This is a genomic window from Aquimarina megaterium XH134, from assembly GCF_000520975.1.
GTDB lineage: Bacteria > Bacteroidota > Bacteroidia > Flavobacteriales > Flavobacteriaceae > Aquimarina > Aquimarina megaterium.
Genome location: NZ_JACB01000035.1, coordinates 113,469 through 134,409, shown reverse-complemented (window position 1 = coordinate 134,409; position 20,941 = coordinate 113,469). Strand labels below are relative to the sequence as shown.

Here is a 20,941-nt window from a genome sequence, read left to right as displayed (position 1 = left end):
CTAAAACTGTTTCAAAAAAGTAATTTTACTAATGAATTGTTGATTCCTGTCTATAGGATCTAATGATGATTTTATTTGAGTATCGTTAAATACCAGATAAATAAAAGATAAAGGCATATATTCCCAACTAAATCGTGCATTCCACCTTCCTTGTTTATTAAATGAATTATACTGATAAAAAGTGGATAGTTGCATTCTGGGGGAGAGTGCAAGACGAAGACTGGCTGAATACAAATTGGTTTCTAAATTTTCGCTTAGTATTCCTATTTTCCTAAGATTATTATATTCATAATCTGCAGTTAAAGCAATATGAGGTAAAGGAGCGTATCGCATACCAGCCGTAATCGTGTTTCTGTTTCCATTATAGAAACCTCCCCATTCATATTTAAAAGAAGCCGACAATTTTCTTGATCGATCAGAATTATATCGAATAAACTGTCGGGTATAGAAATATCTTTTTTGTTCGATAGCTAACCCCAGAGGTTTGAAATCAAAATTTATATTTTGCCATGATGGCGTAACCGAGTATTCTACAAAACTGTTGTCTTTAAAAAAAACATATACAGGAAAAAGGTAGAGACTTGCCTGTTGAAACTTTTCAGGATTTTGAAAATCATGATAGTAGTTTGCAAAAAAACCTGGATCCCAACGACGAATCCAGGGAAGTTTTTTAGGTCTTACAATAAAATACCCCCCAGGATTGTGTTTTATAACATCATTCTGAAAGACAAAACCTGTACCTGGATTATAATTCTTACTCACAAAATTTGTAGACCATCCCCAATACATCTTATTGCTTCGATATCCAGAAAAAACACTTCCTGCTTCTCCCCACCTATTGGTTTGTTTATCATATGTAGACGAAATTAGATAAGAAATTGTCCATTTATTTTTTATTCGAATTAAACCATCTACAGTTGCTGTTGTATTATTGTTTTCTTCGATATCTAATACTTTACTATTTTCATCTAAGCGATGATTGATCATCACTCCCACATTGTTTTCTTTTCCGTAATTCTGGAGATACCGAAATATTCCAAAATTGGCACTGGGCGCATTATCGGTATTTCTTTGATGGATATATAGCCCCGCCAGAGTTCTTTTATCGTTTCTATCGGTAAAACGTGTTCCGACATTAATCGGAGCAGGAACGGCATTAAATTTACCTTCTAACCCAATTTTTCTACTAAAAAAAGGACGAACCAAATTACTAGAGGCACCAGCCCAAATTCCCGAATTTTCTAAGAAAAATTGCCTTCGCTCTGGAAAAAATATATTAAACCTGTCAAGGTTGTTAACTGCTCTATCTACATCTGCCTGTGCAAAATCTGTATTAACAGTTACGTCTAAGACCGATCGTGGACTTATAGCCCATTTTGCATCTCCTCCAAATTTTAGTTTACTATCAGAGTTTTTTTCTCCTTCTGTATTAGTCGTAGTGTATTGATATAAAGAATAAGGTTCTATTCTAAGGTTTGCTCCAGAACTGGGAAGTTCTAACCCTTTTAATTGCGCAGCATATGTCATCCTATACGGAGAAAAAGATTGCGGGATAGCAGGAAAAACGGTTCGCTCATAATCTCTTCTTGCCAATCTGCTAAATGTAATTCCCCATGCAACATCTTCTTCTTTTTTCTGACTGTCATACCGAATAGATGTAAAAGGTATGGCAAACTCTGCATAATACCCTATATCGGTTCTATGGGTACGCACAGACCATAGTGCATTCCAATCATTATCGGTACTGTTATCATTAAAATTCTGTAAGTCACGTTGATTACCATACGGAGTGGTTTGAAACGAAACACAGTATTGTTTGAGATTTTGAGGATCTAATTGAATGCTAAAAATATCATTCTCACCATCACTAAAATCTCTTCTTAAATCTTGTACACGAACTCCTTTTTTTCCTAATGAATCTTCACAGAACACTCCTACGTATAACTGTTTCTCATCAAATAAGACACGTACTTCAGTTTTATAAGTATACACTCCTCCCTGTCGGGGTTCCATTCGAAAAAAATCTTTGGTAACAGGAGCTTCCTGCCAGTCAGACTCATTTAATTTGCCATCGATTTTTATGGAACCCTTTGCGCGTTTTGCAAAAACCTCGGGAGGATCACTAGGGGGTGGAAAATTTTGATTTGTATGCTGTGCAATACCGATCATATGTTGCATAATAACTACTATGGCACAAAGCAAATTTCTCATATTTTCTTTTTTTTCATGATTATGAAACCTATTCCGAAAAATAAGATCGTTGCCATACTAACTTTTGCTATTCCAAATAAAATAAGAGTACTCCATTTTACTTCATCTGTTTTGATTTTGAAGGATGGTAATCGCGAATAGTCCTCACGCTGTATAGGTTTATCCCAAAATAATTTCTGAAAATAGAAGTTTGAAATATTGCGATGGAACGATTCTATAGAAGTATGAAACTGATGAAAGGTATTAAGATCAGTTTTTGCAATATGAATAAATATACTCTGCATATTTACCGCAGGATTTACCCAATGAAAATCTGATATCCATTTATTTCTCTGATATACCTGATTGTTATATTGATCTACATCTTCTTTACTATGCATATCTTTTAAGGATGTTAGCGCTGCATATGCTTTTGCAAGTGTGTTATTATGTATAAGACTATCAGATCCCTGAAGGTGCGGATTATGTGCTAAAAATTCTTGAATAACTTCTCTGGCTTCATTTTTATCTTCTTCATTTTCAAGACTTGTTCTGCGAGTAATTTCTGCTAGCGATGTACTGTCTAATGGGTATCTGGTAGTTACCCATACATTAAGCACTGCAGGGATTATTATAAGAAAAAGCAGCCATACTCCAGCTGCCGTGATCGCTGTAAAAGACGAATTCATTTTAAAACTTACAATAAAGAAAAGTACTGCAAACCAAAATGCACAGTATATGATAACGCTAAGTATCCAAAAAAGAGCTGCTAGGCTATTCTCAGAATTCATCATATTACCAGAAGTGGTTAATCCTATTATAGAAATAAGAAGTGCTAACCCCGTAATAAGGAAGAAATATAATACAAGTCGTACTATAATAATTCTTCTAATATTTACAGTTTGTATATATAGTAATGGTAGTACTCCACTCTCTTTTTCGCCAGAATATAAGCCATAGGAAAATGCTATAATCAATAAAGGGAAAAGGTAAATTAGTACAAATGATAAATCAAAATTACCAACGTATAGTTTTACGGGATTTGCTATCTCATTTTCAAAAAGCTGATAGTGTAAACTCATTCCTGTAAGACGGTAATAATAAGGATGTAAATCGCATTGTCCAATTGCCAAGGCCGCGTAATCATGAGGATGTAAAATCGCATGATAACCATGTCTATGCCATGCATAAGCAGGGTCTGAAGCTATTTCTAGTTTCTTTTTTTGTGTTACAGAAGCTAATTCTTCTTTAAAACTTGCCTGATATTGATGGAACTCGGTTTTCTCAATTTCCATTACATCCTGGATAGTATCCCGTTGTACTTTTATCTCTGATTGCCCATAATAAATTGAATAAAGACCAAGTAAAAAAGTACAACCCAGCATTACTATTTGAAAAGTATTTCTGGTAAAAGCAATCCACTCATAACGCAATAATGTTATTGTTACTTTACTCATAATACGGGTTTCTTTTTATGTGATGAATAGTTAAGAAGAAAGAAAATAACCAACCCCCAACAACATAAGGATAATAGTTCTATTAGATATTGGCGTAGTATCTCATACGCAGACATTGTTTTATAGTGAAAACCCTTAACCGTTTTCCATAAATTTTTATCTGCTTTATATTCATAAAACTCACCATACTTAGAGTTTTGTGCCATATCAAGATTCATTTTCCGAACTAATTCTCTACGGTAATTTTCTGTTATTTTTTGAAAATGAATAGAAGTATTGAGATCGGTAGCAGCAAGCCCCATAGATACATTACGTACAGCTAAATATGGAGTAATAAAACTGGATAAGCTACTGATTCGATTCTGATGATTAAAAATATCGATTAACCTTTCCCAATGTACATCATATACTTTATTTCCATAATCTTCTCCGGCTTGCATTCGTATTCCTTCAAAATTTAAAGGTAGTTTATGAATTGAATCTACTTTATAGTGTTGTAAATATTCTTTTTTTAATTGCTGCTCTCGGGCGATTTTTGGATTTTTTCCATCTAAACCATTTCTAATATCTTTTTGAATAGCTTCTCTATAAATTTTCATAGAAGGTAAAGGATAGAAGCTTTCTCCAAAATTAGCCGTTGTTTTTGGGATAATAATGGTAAAAAGAATCCAACAGGTTAACAGAGTAAGTAACGCATTTCTTCCTGTTGATGATTGCATAGATACCCATACCGAAAAAGCAACAAAAATCGATAAGTATATGGCATACACTATTAATAGAAACAACACTCGTAATCCAACATCGGGAATACTGCCAGAATCTGTTATTACGGTAGATAAAATAAAAGCGATTACAAAAAACGGAATCACTATAGCAAAGAGAATACTTACATATGCTATTATTTTCCCTTTAATTATAGAGGAATAAGATACTCCTTGACTTATTAACAATTTGAGAGTTCCATTTTCTCTTTCTTCGGTAAATGCAGTAAATGCCAAAAATATAATAAGTAAAGGAATTAATATTTGAAATACCATTGCTGCACTAAGTTCTCCAAACCGAATCATACTACTATGATCTTGCGCAGGGCGAAACATAAATTCATGTTGATAATGAGCCTCTAGATATACAGAAGTTCCTGTATAGGTATCTAATCCAAAATCAAATAAACTTAATATAGTTTTTGGCTTAAATACAAAAGTCCCATAATGAGCGGCTATATGAGGATGTTTGTCACCTTGCTCTAACCATTCTGTTCTATTTTCTTGCTTAGCCTGCTCTATAATAGCTCGTTGTTGATTATAGGCCACATACCCTGTGTATAAGGCAATACTAAGCAATCCCATAATGACTATGGCTAGAGCTGCTATTAGCTTTTTCCGCAATGCGATTTGTATTTCTTTTTTGGCAATTAGTAGTACTGCATTCATCTTATCAATTGTGCATGTGTTTCAAATACATTTTTTCAAGATCCTGAAAACTAACGTCTTTGGATTCAAACTTTTCTAACAATACCCCTTCTTTCATTATACCAATGTGTGTACCTGTGTCTTTTGCTCTAAAAAGATCATGTGTTGCCATTAATGTGGTTACTCCTCTTTCTTTCATATTTAATAATAGTTCAGAAAATTCATTACTGGCTTTGGGATCTAATCCAGATGTAGGCTCGTCTAGAAGTAATACTTTTGCTCCTCGAGCTCGGGCCAGTGCAATGCCCACTTTTTGGCGCATTCCTTTAGAGTAACTACTTACTCTTTTACGTATAAAATCTTTCTGCAAACCAGATTGTGTTAATAATTCTTCCAGCTCGCTTTTGTTTTGATTTCCTCCGCCTAATCCACAAAAAAAATGTAGGTTTTCTAGCCCTGTCAGATTTTTGTATAACATCAGGTTTTCGGGAATATAGGATAGCAATTGTTTGGTTTCCTTAACATGCATAGTGACATCCATATTATTGATCATAGCTTTACCATGAGTTGCATCTATAAAATTTAGAAATAGATTAATAGTGGTCGATTTCCCTGCTCCATTTGCTCCCAACAGACAAAAAATTTCTCCTTCTTTTATCGTAAGATTTAAAGATTTTAGGGCCGTGAAATCTCCATATTTTTTTGTTAAATCAATTGCTTCAAGCATTTTCACATTATTTTAGAGTGATTAACCCTGTTATATAACCACTGGTACTTTTCATTTTCTTTGAAACATTACCCGAACTAATTTCATAACTGTACAAGGCATCTTCTTCTGTACCTGCAATGGCAAAAAGAACCTCATCATCAGAAACTTGTTTCATGAATGATGTTCGGGATGCTGCAAATGTATTAGGTAGAGAGGCTTCTAAATCCCCTAAATCTTGCGCCTTAGAAAGATCAATTTTTCGATACCTAAAAGCAGGATTAGCTCCATCTGTACCAAAAAAGTTATCATCATTTTCGGAAACGGTAGTACATACCATTCCATCACTAAAATGATATAACCCAAAACACGTATTACCAGTGGCAGCTTTGAGATCGAAAAAATAATCTGCGTCAAATTCTGTTTCTCCTGTTTTGATTCTAAGAACACCACTAGGTTTACCACTAAACAGTCCCGAAGCCTGAACATAAATATTTCCTTGAGCATCGGTAGTCATAATTTCGGCAGTAAGTGTGTTAAAAAGTGTGGCTGTACGATCATCTGTTATAATTTTACTTAAGGAGTTTGTATTTAAATCTACCACGGCAATCTTAGCAGAACCTGATCCTCCAAAATCATTAAGTGCGATAAATAAATTAGTATCTCTTATGATCATATCGGAGTAAAAAAGACCATCGCCAGCATCTTTTAAATTTATTTCTCCTGTAATTCTCATCGTAGCAGGGTTAAATTGAATAACTTTAGATATCCCTCCTCCAACTGTAGCGTAACCTGTAGTTTCATTAAGGATCTCGAGAGAAGAAAAAGAATTAGATCCCGGAATTATTATTTCTTGATCCAAAACAGCTTTGCCAGTTTTATCAAACACAAATTTTTTCATAGTTGCGGGAGCACCAAAACCTGCTGTAAACATCGCTTTTCCGTCTGAGTATATAGAAGAAAACTGTCCTACCTCTGTACCATTGGCATTGTCTATCGAAGGTTTATTAAGATCTGTAAGTCCTTGTAAAAATGTAGTTTTTACATCTCCTGCACCCGATACTATGGCCAGGCCATGGTTTATTTTTACTGTCGTTTCTTCTGGAGGAATAGAATTATCATCGCTTTTACATCCTGATAATATACTTATTGTTATAAAAATAAATCCTGTAAAAAGTATATGTGCTGCTTTTTTTAATTTGTTCGTGTTCATTACTATAGTTTTTGTATTATGATTTAAATAGTGAGGTTTTTAACTTAAGATGCCATGATCTTCCTGGTTTTTGAACTCCAAAATTATCATAGGCTTGTTGATCAAATATGTTGTGAGTTTCGAGAGTTACAGTATATTGCTTATGCCTTCCTGTGTATGCAATTCCTATATTATGAAGCCATTGGGTTGGCACGACTAGTTTATCTTCTTTTCGTCCATCAATCTCCCAATACCTAAAAAATTCTTCTACATAGCGGGTAGACCACCATACTTGTAATTGGTCATTGGGTCTCATTAAACTATTTTTGGTGATTTGAATTTCTCCGTTTCCGAATAGATACGGTTTGTTTGGTAATCGAGCTCCAAAATAGCGATCATTAGACACTCCTGAAGCTTCTTTTTTGGATCGGTTTCGCAAATCCTGAAAAGTGCCATTTAATGTAATATTTAACCATGATAATGGCCGCATGCTAATTTCGCCTTCGACTCCTATGATTCTTGTTTTTAATAAATTTTGATAAGTACTCAAAACAGGAGGAGGAACCGCTTGAAGTATAATAATATTCTCTATCTCTCTAAAAAAACCATTAGCTTCTACACTCCATGTTTTTTCTTTATAACTCCCACCAAGATTAATATTATGGCTTCTTTCGGGTTTTAAATTGGGATTAGCTGCTACTGCGATACTAAAATCTCCTAAAGTTTCAATTCTATCTGGTAATCTTGTGGCATACTCATAAGATAGTTTACTTAAAAAATTGCGATTAAGTCTCCAGGAAAAAGATTGACTTCCTCCAAATTCTGTCCTTTGCTGTTCTACCTCATCGATTTCATTATTTTCAATTTCAAAACCTTTTGCGGTATAGTGATAGAATTTCACAGCACTGTGACTTACTATTTTTTTATCCAGAAAATCTTTTTCCAGACCTATCCCACTAACAATTTTATTGATATGCACAGGGTTTTTATAGTAATCATTTCCGTAAAACGCAGCTGCAACGGGATCTTCTCCTGATCGTTCAAAAAAAGAAGTCACTCCATTAAAGAGAATTCGTGAAGTAGTATTAACATTATATTGAAGATTAATTCTTCCCGAAATATTATCTCCGGTAAGTTTTAATTTATTTTGAGAAGGTGTAATCTCACCTCCAGAGGTTCTCTGCCCAATAACTTCTCCTCTCCAATTGTATATATTAAGTGTTGTATCATTAAAATTGGTAATGATTCTATTGTACCCTATGTATAGATTAGCATCAAGATTTTTTATAAGGCCTTTTTTTTCATATTGTAATGCATTATTATATACAAATACTTTGTTAAGTGCTTCTCCATAAGGTTGTCTCATTTCGAAATTATGCTGAATCTCATCATATAAATTTGCATAAGAAAAATTGAGTGCTATATAATCTGCCCAGGATTGGTCTATCAACCCTACATCTCCTTTTATCATATAGCTTCTAAAAGCATCATGAAATTTTTTTGCTGAAATTGATTCTGGATTACCTTGTTCATTAATAAGTGTTACATCGTTTAGTGTGTAATTATTGTCTGAATACGTATAATACCCTGTTAACCCCGCTGTTAAACCAGAGGGCATTACTTTTCTCGCATTTACTGTTGCCTGCCATGTATTAAATGAACTATATGCTACAGATGTGTCAAAAAAATCATACTTCTCTTTTCTTGTAACTATGTTAATAGCGCCTCCCAATGCATCTGCACCCATACTTACAGGAACCGCACCTTTATATACTTCCATTCGTTTAATAAGGTTAACAGGAAGCATAGCCAGAGAGGGGCCTATTCCTAATTCTTCTACTGGAAGTAAAAAATCCATAGGAACTCCATTCACAAATAGTTTTACTTGCCTGCCGCTTAACCCTTGAATAGATACTTCAGTGGCATTTCCAACTCCCCCACTCTGTCTTATTTGTACTCCGGGCACTGTACCTAAAAGATCAGATGTAGTAACAGATCTATTATTAAGTTTTCTGGCTTCGATAACAGATACTGTTGTCGTACTATTTCTAATTTTTGTTGCTTCTGATGTGCTCAATAGTGTTACTTCACCTAATTCATCGAGTTGTTTAGCAAGGCGAATTGTTACTTTTATTTTGGGTTGATTTTTAAGTAATGTTATCGTTTTTTGTTGTGTTTGGTATCCTATATGTGATATTACAATTTGGTAATCCCCCGATCTTAAATGTTCTATTCTAAAGGCTCCCGAAGTATCGGATACGGTACTTTTATTCATTTCTGGAATATATATATGGGCAGTAGATAAAGGGTTTCCTTTTTCATTGGTTATTGTACCAGAAATTACCCCTTCCTGACCTATAGAAATGATTGGGATTAGTAAAAAAACAATTATGAGATATGAGATATATTGCATATAGAAGTAGTAGACGATTTATTGTATTTAATTATGTATTCTGATTTTTTAAGAATAGAATGTCATTTGTTATAAAGTAATTTCCTGAATCAATTCTTCTGAATTCATTTCCTCAAAAATCACTTTTTCTTTCTCAGACATTTGATCTTTATGAAGTAACCCATTTGATCTATCCCATAATTGTTTTGTTTCTGCAGTTAATTGATAGGCTTCATCTTTATCCTTTTTTAGCAAACAGGTTAACCCATTATTTTTGCGTAGTTCAAGTATTTGTTGGTTTCGTAATAGATAAGATGATGATAAATTGGTTAGAGAGATCACTTCTCTTTCTTCATTGTACAATAAAAATTCTTGGTCTGAATAAAGTTCTAATATTGTTTCTTGTAGGGGTTCGATTTCAAAAACACGTACTTTAGTTTTTAGTTCTTCTTGTGTATTTTGATAACATTCAACAATCTTTACAGGAGTTTTCTCTGGTGAATGATTCATAATTACAGCTTTCTTTTGTTCACCTTCAATAACATTGTTCAGTGTTATTTTTTCAACAAAAAAGAAATCATCAACTGCTGTTTTAGAATACCTTATTTCTCCAGAACTGTGTACTTCTGAAATAAGTGTGTATTTCCCTAAAGGTGCATTGTTAGGGATGGTATATGTAAAATAATAGTGTCTTCCGGATTGAATATTCTTGAGTATTTGTATTAATTGTTCTCTCTTACAAGCTCCACTCAAATAATCTGCTAATAACAGTAACGGAACATTTTTATTTAAATATTTAAGTGATCGTTCTTCTTCTTGTGTTACTTCGTTTATAGGGTTTGGTAATCCCAAAACATGTTCTTCAAAAAGCATAGTAACATTTCCGTTAGGATCTTTAACACCTATTCTAACCCACGGAAACACGTGTACATTTTTTAAGGCAGAGATATTAAAGTTCCAGTGAATAGTCACAGTCTTACCAGGGATAGCTCTTTTTGGAAAAATACTCATGACTATTTTCTTAGTGCTTTAAGCTGTTCTTTACTATATTGATTTGCATACTGCCTGAACCATTTTTCAACTGTTTTTTCGCCTAAATAATCATAGGTTACAGATAGTAAAAATTCTAACTTTTGCAAATACTCTTTTTTAGCTTTTTCTGGGTCTTTCATCATATTTCTCTTACGATCTTCTTTTTCCTTTTTTGAAGCGGGAACATGATGAAAATAAGTTGTGTTAAAGTATTCCTTACTAAACTCATGATATTGAGGAGTGAAAAGGATCATATTATGCCACATTTCGTCGATAATCAAAAGATCATCTGGTATAAAAACTCCTGGAATCTGACTTATGAATAGAAACTTGAGGGTTTCATTAAAAATATCCTGTACTTCTTCGACTTCTAACTGGTACATATCATTAAACCTCGAAATAATGTCTTCGTTTCTAAACTGAAGAATATTTGCTAGTTGTTTTTTATCTAATTTTTTCATGGTTAAAATGTTTCCTTAAAACGGTAGTACGACAAATCGTACTACCGCAATACAATGTCTACAATGTAGATGAACAATGTCCACAGTTACTACAATGCGTACCTCCAACTGGATTTGCTGATTTTTCGGCCAGAATCTGAGAGATTAGTGCTTCTTTGTTAATTTTCATGATTACATAAATTAAGATTATACCTACTCTATTTTTTAAGGTTTTCGGCTCGCCCTTTGTTGCAACAGTGTTGCAATATAGAGAACCTGTTTTTCAGAAGCAACAATGTTGCATTTAAAGAAATGTTAAAAAAATAATTTCATTTGTTAATGGCTTAGCACCATTCTTCGGTAAATTTTCGAAACTTTATGTTATTACCCGATCGATAAAATCTTGTAAGTACTTTAATAATGACTCCCTTATCTTAGTATATTCTTCGTTTTGATTACGCCAAATTTTGATACGCTTAAATTGGGTTATCAAAGCTCTTTTATCATTTTAAATTATACTTTTGGGGTAATACATTGAGAGAGTTAATTTTATTTGTAGGATTGAAATATATTAGTTGATTTATAATAAATAAAGTTTTAGCGATATATGTAGATAATGATTTAAAATTTCTAATATTTTATTATAATTTACTCTAAAGTTATGCGTTTATTACAATTAATCAACTTTTAGTGGTTTGCATAACTTTTCTAAACACACAACAGGTCAAAACACTATCCAACTTAGATCATAAACAACTCATTATCAAACCACTAAATCCACAAAAATTCTTAAAAACCAACATTCACAATATGCAAATTAAAAAACAATACAAGGGGATTATTTTTGATTTAGACGGAACCCTTTTAAATACATTAGGAACATATAGCCATATCATGAATGCGCTTTTGGAAAAAAATAAATTTCCGATTCATACCATGAAAAACTATCGTGAATTTATTGGAAACGGTGCAAAAAATTTTATAACATTATCCATCCCTTCTGAGCATAGAACTGAAGAATTGATAGCGCATTTGCTCCATGAATTCCATTTGCAATACGAAGATTTATACACCCAACATTCTGAAACATATGCTGGCATAATGGATGTACTAATAGATTTACAATCTGCCGGAATAACACTCGCTCTATTATCTAATAAATTACATGATTTAACTCTTAAATGCGCAGGCCATTTTTTCCCAGATATCAAATTCAGTCATATTATAGGTCAGTCTGAGAAATACAAAAAACCAGATCCCAGTGGGGTTTTAGATCTATCGAAATTGTTAAAAATCCCTCTAGATCAATTGGTATTTGTTGGTGATACAGATGTTGATATACTTACAGCTCAAAATGCAGGCGTTGATAGCATTGCAGTAACATGGGGATTTAGAGATGAAAAAAACCTAGTATCCTTATCTCCTAATTACATAATAAGAAGCCCTAAAGAACTCATAGAATTCCTACCATTTTCTAAACAAATTTAAACAGCCTTAACACATTTTTTTCGGAATGTGATATTCTGTCTTCTTGATATTACATCAAATAAACTTTAATTTTTCTCAAAAAAAAAACTCTATTCACCTATATCATAGCACGATACAGATAAATAAAGTTCTTTTTGTGCACAAAATTACTATAGAAGTCGAACTAGAATTTCATCACTTAAAAATATAGTATAAGTCTCAAAAAAAATATTCAACTTGTAGTCGTAAGTCTCTACCTTGCAGAAAGATTCTTATATAGAAGCTATTGCTAGTTATTGGTTTTATTAATTATTTTTAGTTCTCTTACTGTCTTCCCTCCAACGGCCATGTCATCATCCGGGATTTCTTTTATTGAAACTAGAAATAATTTTTTTGGAACACCTGTAATATCTGCTGATATTTCGGTTAATTGTTCAATTAGTTTCTGCTTAATTTCTTTTTCGAGTTTAGTTGATTCAAATGATATATATGGCATATTGTTTAGATTTTTGTTTTTAGAATAAAACAGTTTATATTAAGTTTCTATTTTGTCTTTCGTATTATACTTTGCTTATTATTTTGCACTTCCCGCCCGTTTTTAAATTGGCATTAAAAGTCGAACTTTTGATATTTTTACTTACACGTATTTAGGGATGATACCATCTTAAAGTTAAACATAGTATTGCTATTAGCAAGATTTTGGGTTGGAATGTCTTGATAAATGCTCCAATGTGCTACGATCTTTTCTTCTTCTAATCTAAACAGATCATATATTGCAGAATTTTTTCCAGAAAGAGCTCCTTCACTAATGGATAGAACAAAGTTCCCTTCTCCAAAAACGGCATGCTGTTTTTTATAACGAGGAAAAAGTGATTCATCTTGAATTGCCTGAATAAGATTCTGAATTCCATCGGCAAATCCTATATTATGTTGATGGAAATTAGTTTGAAAAAAATTAGGTATGATCTCTATTATCGTTTCTACATTTTCGTGTGTTAGTGTATTAAATAGCTCGGTGATTATAGATTTATTACTTTCTGTTTTCTTTAGGTCTTTTATTTCGGTCTCACCATCAAATAAAGATCTACCCGATAAGTTTGGAGAAGTTATTGCTGTCATAACATTCCAGTGTTCGGCAATTAATCCATTATAATCAAAACGAATGATATGAAAAGCTACTGCTTCATTAAACCCAAAAGGAGTAGCATTCATCCATTTGTGATGCATAATTATGTGCTGATCATCTTCTAGCATGCGAATATTTTCAATTTTACTACCATACTCTTTTAATTTTGGTATCATAGAAATAAAAGCTGCTCTTCCCGACGGAACCCTTGGATTGTGTTGGATATAGTTTTCATGAACCATTTTCTCTATTATTGATTCATTGTACTGGCTAACTGCAGTATGATATGCTTTAGCCTTTTCTTTATTGTTCATATGCTTTTTCTTTATAAGTTGATCTACATTTTTGTATGTGGTTAAATTAAAATATCGCAATGATGAGATATATTAACCCGTTGTACATTTTAGGTTTTTTAATTCGTCAATTCGAGCGTAATCGACAGGCTATTCCGGAAAACCACTCGAATTGACGCTTTTTTTATTTACATCGCTAATGAGACACTATTTTTTGAATATTTACGAACAAGGTCTTTAATTAAAGAATCTGTTTGATCTAGTGAACCGACAGATTCGATATAAGAATCTGGTCTTACCAAAATAGTCTGATCTTTATAGTATTTACTTTCTGTCCAGAGTCCATGTTGTGAATCATTGGAATGAATTTGTATTACTTTCACAAAACCTGGTAATTCTAAATCTATTTTTTGATTGCCAAAATAAAGAAGCGTAAACTTGGTATAATCAAGAAGAGAATATAATTGGCTTTTTTCTTCTCCCTGGTTGACTTCGATATCATAAACTCTTGTTCCCGCCATTCCATTTTCACTATAGCGAATACCCATACCTGTAATATTTCCGGCTCTCTTTTCTACAATCTTAACATAATCTTTTGCATGGGTACCAGAGCTTGAATATTTTGTAGAACGAACAAGTTCTCCAGAACTCTGAATTACACTAAGAGCAACTGGTTTTCTCTCGGTTTCATATAAATTGAGCAGACTTTGATCAGCACCGTGATTTTTTATCATATTCAATTTCCAAATTAAGTTAAATGAATCTGCCAGACCGGTATTTAAACCTTGTCCTCCATTCACAGAATGAATATGACAAGCATCTCCCGCCAGAATTACGCGATCTTGAATAAGATAGTTTTCTGCAACAGATTCTTTTACAGAAAATTGAGAAAACCAGATCAGCTCTTTTATCTTAACTGTATGTGGTGCCATCGCGAAGTTAATTTTTTCCATAGCATCTTCTATGACAAAATCTTTGCGATCCATTCTAATATAGAACCTATCAATATTTCCTTCTCTGGGAATCCAGGCAACATCTGATGTTTCTGATTGGAAAACTATAATTTCGGGTACTTTTGTAAAATCAGTTTCGAATACTGCATCAATTACTGCCCATACAATTTGAGGGCGTGTAATCTCGAAAGGTATATTAAAGTAGTTACGAACAAACGAATGAGAGCCATCTGCTCCTATAAGATAATCTGATTTTATTACATCTCCATTAGAAAGAGTACTGATACACCCTTCATCTGTAACCTGAATATCTTCTAATGTTGTTTGTCTTACTACAGGCGCATTAATTAATGTAAGTTTTTCATCTAAGAGTTTCTCTACAAATGCTTGTCCCAGCATCAAAAAATGTTTATGAAAACAACCTTCAAGCTCATCCCACCAATACGATTGTCGTGATACAAACTTTCCCTTTTCCCATATTGAACTTGTATTACAGGGTAAACCCAGAGGGTAGAGTTCTTTGAATAAATCAGCAACCTCAAGTAGCTGTAGTGTTCTTGCATTAAGAGCATCTGCTCTTCCTACTTCTAGCGGGCCTTCAGATTTATCTATAATCATTGTTTTTAATCCCGAAAGCTCTGCTAGATATGCACAAGCTAGCCCAACTGGTCCAGCCCCTACAATAAAAATATCTGTTTCTTTTGTTATCATTTTGTATATATAAGATGTGGATTATCTGGAGTTTTCCCTAGTAATTGTACTCTCCTAAGGTGTCTGGGAGCGCCTTTGGTAAAAGGTTCGCGACCATGTAATAAAGTGCTATTATCAGAAAATACAATATCTCCAGTTTCCCACCGATGTGTATAGAGATATTCTGGAGCGTAGAGCGTTTTATTAAGGTTTTGAAGAAAATCTCCAACTTCTTGTTCTGGAATCCCCTCGACTTCAAAGCCAGGATGATTAACAAACGATTCGTCGCTATGATTTGGAGGTTCGCAATAGCGAATTACAGAGTATTCTTTTTCTTGGTGTTTATTAAGAAGCGGAGCAATCGTTTTGCTATCATAAAACTCCATTTTTCGTGAATACACACAACTTACTTTACTCCAAGATTCTTTAGTATTTTCTGAGATTTCTTCTAAAATCATTTTTGTATTGGTAAAAGTTGTGCCTCCTCCATTATCAATTCCGGGTGAACTTACACAATGAAACACTTGCGTTTCAGGTACTTGTTCACGATACATACCATCCCAATGAAGAGGGATATAAGTATTGTCGAAAATATGGTCTTCGGGATTATCCTGAACAACAAGTTCCAGAACTTTTCCGAAAGGCCACAAACAAATTTCTCCAAATTTTTCACAATAGTCAGAGAAATCTTCGGCGCTGTCAAAGCTTCGAAATCCTCTCAAAGCAATTAGATGTTCATTTGATAGCACACTTCTCAATTCGTTTATATCTAAATCCCGAATATCTTCCTTTCCGTTAATCGGTTCAATTAATAAACCAAATGGATTTAATTTTGTGGTTCTAAAATTCATATTTTACTCTTTTAACTTTGTTATTCTACATTAGCATTCTACGCCTTAATTTTGAGGCATTAACTCGTAGTGGCTAGAGTGTCCGTTTTCGTCCTGAACTAATTTTGCATTTAACTTTTTAACTTCCCGGTGCTTCATAAGTATAAATTCGTTTCCAGTTTGTACAGCAACCCCGTGCCAGGGTGTCATCCATGTTTCTCTTCCAAGAAGTTGAATTCCAATTTTCTTAGAACCGCAGATCTGAGGGTGTATCGATAGACGTATTGCTTCTGGAAATTTTTCTGCAATCAAATCGGTCCAGGCATTACTTCTTATAATCGCCTGATAGGCTTTTACTTTACATTCTTTTTGGATTGAGCTTTTAGATCTTGTTTGTCCAGGAAACATTAAATCTTCAACAAGAAAGCGTGTAAGCCCTCGGTACATGCGATTAGCTTCTTTTTCTTCTGCATTGTTCGACCCTGTTCCTCCTTTTTTCACTTTATCTTTTAAACTATCCAGGTCTTGTCCATATTTTTTTACAAGTTCATAACGAGCTTGATCAAAATCACTGTTAATATCTATATCATCGAGATTAAAAGTAGAAAGCGCTTTAAGGTTTAACTCTTCGATAAGGCGATCAATTTCAATTTGATAAGAAGTTACATGCTTTTCAGAGATTCCTACAATATCGCTAAAAACTCTACCATCTGAACATATAATTAACTCTGCTCCTGGTTCGTAAATACTTTGAATTTGTTGGCAGAGATCATTTAAAAATGTAAGAGCCTGCTTTTCTGCCATGTCGGGAAGATATCCTAAAACTTTTGCCGGATTAGGAGATTTACCAGGAAATGCCGGTAAGACAAATCTAATTTTCTTTTTTTGCTTAATAGCCATAGAAACTTTATCCAAGTGTGGTTTATGACAACTTAGGCAAGCGGGTGAATCACAGCTATCTTCGGATATCATCATTCGTCGAAATTGCATGACTTTGGTTAAAATATTTCTCGCTTGATCTGTAACTTGGTCAGAATGACTAAATGATGTGTAAGATTTACTTAGTTCATTATCTAAAATTTTCATAATAAGGTTTTAAGAATTAATTTTCTATTTTACGTGTCGATTTTTCTCATCATAAATTATTTTAATCTGTGTTCATTATGGTATATATAAAACTCTATACAGAAAGGATATTACTATCCTAACCAGTTAGGTTTATCCATATACTCTCCTTCTGCAATCATTTTTTAACGATAGCTAATCCTTCTTAAGTTTCTTTTATAATAACAAAGACTTCTTCTCCTGTAAATAGAGTTTTGTGGTTTCGCTATTTTCAGGAATATTTACTATTTCCTGGTACTACCAAATACTATCTAGTATCACCAATGTTATTTTTTAAAATGTAATTCTTGATTGCAGTTTTATATTTTCTGCAATTCATACATTAGCCGTACGATTCGAATTAAATCAAAACGATAAAATGTTGTCTCTTCTTCATAAAAAAAAGCAACCTTATTCCTAAACTATTTAATCTAATAACAGAAAGCCTCTGCTATTGTCCAAACACCATACATTTTTTAGTATACATACTATAATTTTATGTACTGAACTCATCTTTATTGAAAGCATGAGTATATATCTAAATCAATATTTATTAAATATTAAAACGTTGCATATCTTATAAGATCGTCTTATCAAGGCCGTCTTTTTTGAATCTAACTTTTATAAAAATCAGTATACAAGAGTATATTTAGTGATTTTTATTTTTCTAATTAGTGATTAGTATCCGATAACAAAACGGGTATATTTTTAATCAAATATGTTATATTTTATAACTCAATATGATGTATTTATCTGTCATTTCGGATATAAATATAGTCTAATTTTTAACTATAAAAAATTCTCTTGGCGCTTTTGCGACTGCTACCAGAATATAACTCGTTTTCTATTATAATAGTATAACAGCTTACAAAAATATTTTAATCTATATCTGTAAGTATTTCGGTTTCTAATTTTTCTATAAGGGTTTTTAATTCCTGAATAGCATTTATATCTTTTTTATCAATTGCCATATTAATTGCAGATATAATCCTTCCTTTTATTAATTTAAGCCTATCATTTTTTGGTAAAAATAAGGGATCTACTCCTTTAACAAATTCGATATTTCCTTTTTCATTATTATCTAATTCATCTAATTTGTTTTCTATATTTTGCAAGACGTCTTCTTGCGAAACTTTTATTTTATGTCTCAAATCAGATTCGTTAATGATAACCCAGTCTTCTATTCCTTTTACCTTAAGTAAAGTATATAAATCTGATTTCTTAATTTTTATTTCTCCCGACAATATCTGGTTTTTAAGCTTATTATTGGTTATCCCAATAAGGTCAATAGCTTTGGCAAACCTAGAATCTCTTTTGATAGTACTTTCACTTACTTTATATTGTTCTGCGAGTATTTTTGATGTTGAAGGTTCAATTTGACCCTTCGAAAGAATATTAGCATACCCTCCTTTTTTTTTCTTGACACTTAGATATTTAAGTCCTCTATAATAACTCAATTGATCGGGGTTAAGATTTCTGCGTCCTAGTTGATGGTTTATCATCCACGACTTCACTTCTTCTATCGAAGAAAAAGAAAACTTGCTTATTCTATAATCTATCTCGTTTTCTTGGCAAATTTTATACCGATTATGTCCATCTATTAATACTAAATCATCTTCTCGCTCCCAAACCGATAATGCTTCTTTACACCCTTCTAAAAGAATATTTTCTTTTAGTTGTTTAAATTCTTCTTTAGATAATGGTACAATAAACTCTTCTAATTCTTTTAAAACTCTAATATTCTCTTTGTTCATTTCTTATTTTGAGTTATTTAAAAAGTGTTCTTAGTTTATATCTTCATCTTGTTTAACGAGACCTAACTAACCATAATTCATTCATATTAAAAAAAGTAAGTTCACATCAATATTAACTACTATATTTCAATACATTAGCAAGTTTCAGAAATAAAAAACAGGCTTCCCCTTACATAACGAGATTAGTTTTGATTTTTTGAAATTGATAAAGGGTTATAAGTATTCCTGTTTCAAAACTCAAAATTATAAACCTATATATGTAGTACAAAACAAAGATATAATAGAATTAGAGATTATCCCATATTTACTATTAATTGTTCCATATTCACCATTAGTTATATTCTATTTATTGCTATAAAATCTTGATTTCAACTCTAAAAACTAATCTCTTTTTGAGGTGATCAGCATAAAGTATTACAGAATTCACGCAAATCTGATATAGGCTTTAACCTACAAACACACGAAGTCTTTTCTTACAAAATAATCATTAAGTTGTTGTTACTAAAAAACCGCAAAATAATTACGTTATCAATAAATGTGAAACAATAGTAGCACAAAAGTGCAATACAAATCATCTTGATCTTTATATTTTAGTCTTCAATTAACTTTTAAAACCTAAAAAATGATAGATACCAGATTTTATATTTATAGCACTTATTCTTTAGTTATAATAAATTAACAAATAACTTTTTTAAACAAGAAAAATATACCTCAACACAATTTTATTGGCCTAAAGAACATATAAAGATTCTGATATACTAAGGCCGTAAAACATCCTCAACTATAATGAATATTAAAGAAAAGGTTTCATTAGATTTAAAAATTGATGACAATGATCCTGATTTGATTTCGGGCTGTATAGAAATAGAGTTTCGTACAGAAAAAATAAGACATTACTTCTCTTCGATTACACTAAAAGAGACAGATTTTATTCATCTATCCTTTTTTATCGAGTGGAAAAACCGCTTATCGACATCTTGTTGTTGCTATACTGTATTTTCTGGGTCTGTAAATTTAACACAGCAACATTTTTTTGATTTAAAGTGGATGTTTGTTTGCCCAAAAAATAAGTTATCTAAAGAAGGAAAATACACACTCTATTCTAATCAAAAAAATCAATTTTCAAATTCGTATCATAACAATTACGATATTCCTTTTATTGTAAATTATGGCTAAATACATATTCTATAAGCATAGCGATTACAATGCTAAGATGTAAAGAAGTATGTTGAATAAAAATTTACATTTTTTGACACTTCTTTTACATTTTTTTTCATCGGTTACCCAGCATCTGTTTTAGTTTTACAAAAAAACATCAGCTATGAAAAAAATAATTATAGTAGTCATATTTTTTTTAATTCCTACAGCTTACGCGCAACAAGAGTTAAGAATAGATACTGGTAAAAGTATTATTAATTGGCAAGGTTCTGATCTTCTAAATTTGAATACACATAATGGAACAGTAAAATTTAAAAACGGTGTTATACGTAGAAAAGGTATTCTTATTACAGGAGGGGAATTTGAAATTGATATGAATTCTATTATCAATATAGGTGATCAATATAATGAAATGTTGATCACCCATTTGAAGAGTGAAGATTTTTTTAATGTTAAAAAACATTCAATTGCTAAATTAGAAATTATTAATACCCGGTATATAAATGCTACAAATTTGGATATAATTGCATATCTAACCATCAATGGTATAAGGCACATAATACAGTATCAATCTACTATTGAAAACATTAATAACCAAGTGCTGATGAAATCTAAATTTGTAATCGATAGAACATTATGGAAAATCAACTATAAATCCAAAAATTTTCTTGTTAACCTGAAGGATGATATCATATCAAACACTATTGGTTTTGAAGTATTTGTAGTAGTAAATCAGGATGGATGTTAA

Annotated in this window: 17 protein-coding genes; 3 read left to right on the top strand and 14 right to left on the bottom strand. The window is 32.3% G+C overall.

The annotated features are described in order from the left end of the window. The 8 genes from Z053_RS0118755 to Z053_RS0118720 all read right to left on the bottom strand — a co-directional run bounded on the left by Z053_RS0118755 (nt 1) and on the right by Z053_RS0118720 (nt 10,839). On the bottom strand, nt 1–2,211 hold the full coding sequence (locus Z053_RS0118755; RefSeq protein WP_025666520.1) for a DUF5916 domain-containing protein: 2,211 nt from the start codon (nt 2,209–2,211) through the stop codon (nt 1–3). Further along, complete coding sequence (locus Z053_RS0118750) at nt 2,208–3,647, bottom strand: DUF3526 domain-containing protein (RefSeq protein ID WP_025666519.1); 1,440 nt, start codon at nt 3,645–3,647, stop codon at nt 2,208–2,210. The genes Z053_RS0118755 and Z053_RS0118750 overlap by 4 nt, the downstream gene beginning before the upstream one ends. Further along, nucleotides 3,644–5,077, bottom strand: a complete 1,434-nt coding sequence (locus tag Z053_RS0118745) for an ABC transporter permease (RefSeq protein ID WP_025666518.1) — start codon at nt 5,075–5,077, stop codon at nt 3,644–3,646. The genes Z053_RS0118750 and Z053_RS0118745 overlap by 4 nt, the downstream gene beginning before the upstream one ends. A gap of 4 nt (nt 5,078–5,081) precedes the next feature. Then, complete coding sequence (locus Z053_RS0118740) at nt 5,082–5,783, bottom strand: ABC transporter ATP-binding protein (protein WP_025666517.1); 702 nt, start codon at nt 5,781–5,783, stop codon at nt 5,082–5,084. A 7-nt stretch (nt 5,784–5,790) separates the two neighbouring features. Beyond that, nucleotides 5,791–6,975 (bottom strand): hypothetical protein, encoded by a 1,185-nt coding sequence (locus Z053_RS0118735; protein WP_025666516.1) that lies wholly within the window; start codon nt 6,973–6,975, stop codon nt 5,791–5,793. Between the two features lie 16 nt (nt 6,976–6,991). Beyond that, nucleotides 6,992–9,367, bottom strand: a complete 2,376-nt coding sequence (locus Z053_RS0118730; RefSeq protein WP_025666515.1) for a TonB-dependent receptor — start codon at nt 9,365–9,367, stop codon at nt 6,992–6,994. Between the two features lie 69 nt (nt 9,368–9,436). After that, nucleotides 9,437–10,357, bottom strand: coding sequence for a hypothetical protein (locus tag Z053_RS0118725; RefSeq protein WP_025666514.1), 921 nt, complete (start codon nt 10,355–10,357; stop codon nt 9,437–9,439). Between the two features lie 2 nt (nt 10,358–10,359). Then, nucleotides 10,360–10,839 carry a glycine-rich domain-containing protein gene (locus Z053_RS0118720; protein ID WP_025666513.1) on the bottom strand — a complete coding sequence of 160 codons (480 nt, stop codon included), beginning with the start codon at nt 10,837–10,839 and terminating at the stop codon, nt 10,360–10,362. A 669-nt stretch (nt 10,840–11,508) separates the two neighbouring features. On the opposite strand from Z053_RS0118720, the gene Z053_RS0118715 reads away from it, so the two are divergent. After that, nucleotides 11,509–12,306 (top strand): HAD family hydrolase, encoded by a 798-nt coding sequence (locus Z053_RS0118715; protein ID WP_152538342.1) that lies wholly within the window; start codon nt 11,509–11,511, stop codon nt 12,304–12,306. A 268-nt stretch (nt 12,307–12,574) separates the two neighbouring features. On the opposite strand, the gene Z053_RS0118710 is transcribed toward Z053_RS0118715, so the two are convergent. The 6 genes from Z053_RS0118710 to Z053_RS28905 form a co-directional block, all read right to left on the bottom strand. Then, nucleotides 12,575–12,781, bottom strand: coding sequence for a tautomerase family protein (locus tag Z053_RS0118710; protein ID WP_025666511.1), 207 nt, complete (start codon nt 12,779–12,781; stop codon nt 12,575–12,577). Nucleotides 12,782–12,918: 137 nt separating this feature from the next. Further along, nucleotides 12,919–13,725: a nuclear transport factor 2 family protein gene (locus Z053_RS0118705; protein ID WP_025666510.1), complete on the bottom strand. Its 807-nt coding sequence runs from the start codon at nt 13,723–13,725 to the stop codon at nt 12,919–12,921. Between the two features lie 167 nt (nt 13,726–13,892). Beyond that, entirely contained in the window at nt 13,893–15,368 is a 1,476-nt protein-coding gene (locus tag Z053_RS0118700; protein WP_025666509.1) for an FAD-binding protein, read from the bottom strand. Then, a complete protein-coding gene (locus Z053_RS0118695; RefSeq protein WP_025666508.1) occupies nt 15,365–16,198 on the bottom strand; it encodes a TauD/TfdA dioxygenase family protein in 834 nt (277 codons plus the stop codon). The genes Z053_RS0118700 and Z053_RS0118695 overlap by 4 nt, the downstream gene beginning before the upstream one ends. A 45-nt stretch (nt 16,199–16,243) precedes the next feature. Further along, entirely contained in the window at nt 16,244–17,263 is a 1,020-nt protein-coding gene (locus tag Z053_RS0118690; protein ID WP_025666507.1) for an L-tyrosine/L-tryptophan isonitrile synthase family protein, read from the bottom strand. A gap of 896 nt (nt 17,264–18,159) precedes the next feature. Beyond that, nucleotides 18,160–19,035, bottom strand: a complete 876-nt coding sequence (locus tag Z053_RS28905) for a ParB N-terminal domain-containing protein (RefSeq protein ID WP_025666506.1) — start codon at nt 19,033–19,035, stop codon at nt 18,160–18,162. Nucleotides 19,036–19,821: 786 nt separating this feature from the next. On the opposite strand from Z053_RS28905, the gene Z053_RS0118680 reads away from it, so the two are divergent. Then, a complete protein-coding gene (locus Z053_RS0118680; protein ID WP_025666505.1) occupies nt 19,822–20,211 on the top strand; it encodes a hypothetical protein in 390 nt (129 codons plus the stop codon). A gap of 145 nt (nt 20,212–20,356) precedes the next feature. Beyond that, nucleotides 20,357–20,941: a YceI family protein gene (locus Z053_RS0118675; protein ID WP_025666504.1), complete on the top strand. Its 585-nt coding sequence runs from the start codon at nt 20,357–20,359 to the stop codon at nt 20,939–20,941.